Genomic DNA, 1,937 nt, shown 5'->3' on the forward strand with positions numbered 1-1,937 from the left:
GCGGCCGCCACTCCGGTGCATGCAATGGTTATCCGAAAAACACCATCACGATATGGCCCGTCAGCGCGGACTTCGTCGACGTGGGTGACAATCACCGTGTGTAGATCGTAGCAAAGAGTGGTCGGTCAAGCAAGTTTGGGTGGGCAGCGTTAAATCGAGCAACCGAATACAGGCGTTGGTTGTTCCACGCAGTGCATCCGGCACGTCTGCGTTGATTGAGCATTGGAATTCGGGCGTCGGTTGATGCCCCGCAGGGCAGTCGGCACTTCGGTGTAGGTCGAGCGTCGGGGGCAAAGCGGTGCTGGTCGTGCATTGGTTGTGCCCCGCAGGGAGCGAGGCGGGCCGCAAGTGTCTGCGGTTCAGTCGGATAACGCCAGCGATAAACGCGTCGGCCCCGTTTGATTTTGGTATTCCGTTTGATGTCCTGGCCGACTGCGGTTCATCGCTTTGTTATCCGCTACTAGAGCTTCAAGTCGCATTAAAACTACTGCGGCGACGCCTTGAGAAAGCCAAAGCAATGGTTCCAAAACCAAGTAACATTATTGAGCTCGGTTCTGGAACTGCCGTGACGGTGATGACACTTGACATCGCGTAGAAGGGCCACACTTGGAAATCGTTGAACTGATTATACGAAACCCACCTTAGATCTATCTGGCGTCCGAGGCCAGCCTGGATGATTCCGCCGTTATTCCCAAGTGCTCTTTGCGAAACAGTGGTACCATCGGCAAATGTTCCCGTCCAAATTTCGCCACCAAAAGTAAGTCCTGTGCCGGTGATGTTGATCGGGGTTCGAATGTTGGATGACCAGAGTTCAGCGTTGGTTGCGGCGACCAGTTGGCCGTCAAGACGATAAATTGGAACGCCGTTGTCGGACATGAAGTTCGTCCCGGTATTGTCGCGTGCGTTTACCGTGGTCGTCGAACCGAGGACGTTCCAAGTCGCGTTCATCGCAGCTAGGTCAGGAACCAAATTCGCCTGCTGGGTCACAAAAGCATTATAGTCGGCGATGTTACTTGACGTTGCGTTGCGACTTCCGCTCGTGACGAAAGCCAGTCGGTATTGATCTCCTGGCAGAAGCGAACTTGGCCGAGTGATGATCGCCGCAAAAAGACCATTCGTGCTCGTCAAAGCGCAAAATAGGATAACAGCGATTGTAATTCTATGGTTCTTCATCTAACTTTTGCCTCAAAGGGTGATTGCCGGCATACTTGGGGCTAGAACACTCCGCCCTCTTGTGCCGCCGCAGTAAAACATAGCGGCGGATATATTGAGAAGCAATGTTGCAATTCACAGAAGCACGACTGCGGCAATTTGATGGAGATGGCAGCCAACGCCTCAATGGTGTGCTAAAAGAAGTTCGCGAGAGAGCGTACCCAATCGGATAACGGTAGCGTTTTGCGGGATTTGACTCGCAAGCAGAGGACACAGCGCTGACGCCACTCCGTCAACAACGCATGGTTATCCGCGATTATGGGATATGAAGCGAATCGCCGTTGAGCATGGGGCGCGCGAGCGAAAAATAACGACGGGACGTCGCCACCATGGATCGAGCATGCGTTACCAGTGCCTATGCGTGATGGGTGTGTGTCAATTTACGGTATCCGTAGAACGCAATATTCGCAACGGCAACAACAATTCCAATTTCGGGCGCACCTGGATGCAGGATTGTTGCAAGCAAGGCACCAACGCCAGCAGCGATGGTGAGCCAGAAGAAGAATGAGTTCATCAGTCAGTGAATCCTATACGCATTAGTGGTGGAAAGGAGCGTTGGGCAAGGCGGTTTTAATCGAGCATGGGTTGTGCCCCTCAGGGCGCGAGGCGGGCGGCAAGTGTCCGTGGCTCAGTCGGATAACGGTATGCATCACCGAGGTGGCGGGATTTGACGTGCAAGCAGAGAGAAAAGTGTGCGGCCGCCACTCCGGTGCATGCAATGGTTA

General features: G+C 53.8%; 2 protein-coding genes. Both read right to left on the reverse strand.

All coding sequences use genetic code 11. The features are described 5' to 3' along the window. Window positions 1-468: 468 nt before the first annotated feature. Window positions 469-876 carry a PEP-CTERM sorting domain-containing protein gene (locus RC85_RS28060; protein ID WP_160148301.1) on the reverse strand — a complete coding sequence of 136 codons (408 nt, stop codon included), beginning with the start codon at window positions 874-876 and terminating at the stop codon, window positions 469-471. A 691-nt stretch (window positions 877-1,567) separates the two neighbouring features. Next, on the reverse strand, window positions 1,568-1,726 hold the full coding sequence (locus RC85_RS27305) for a hypothetical protein (protein ID WP_157594085.1): 159 nt from the start codon (window positions 1,724-1,726) through the stop codon (window positions 1,568-1,570). Window positions 1,727-1,937 lie beyond the last annotated feature (211 nt).

This window comes from Rubripirellula obstinata, assembly GCF_001642955.1.
Classification (GTDB): domain Bacteria; phylum Planctomycetota; class Planctomycetia; order Pirellulales; family Pirellulaceae; genus Rubripirellula; species Rubripirellula obstinata.

Coding starts and splice junctions, on each gene's coding strand:
- RC85_RS28060 (WP_160148301.1), bottom strand. CDS start 876: ATGTCCGACAACGGCGTTCCAATTTATCGTCTTGACGGCCAACTGGTC.
- RC85_RS27305 (WP_157594085.1), bottom strand. CDS start 1,726: ATGAACTCATTCTTCTTCTGGCTCACCATCGCTGCTGGCGTTGGTGCC.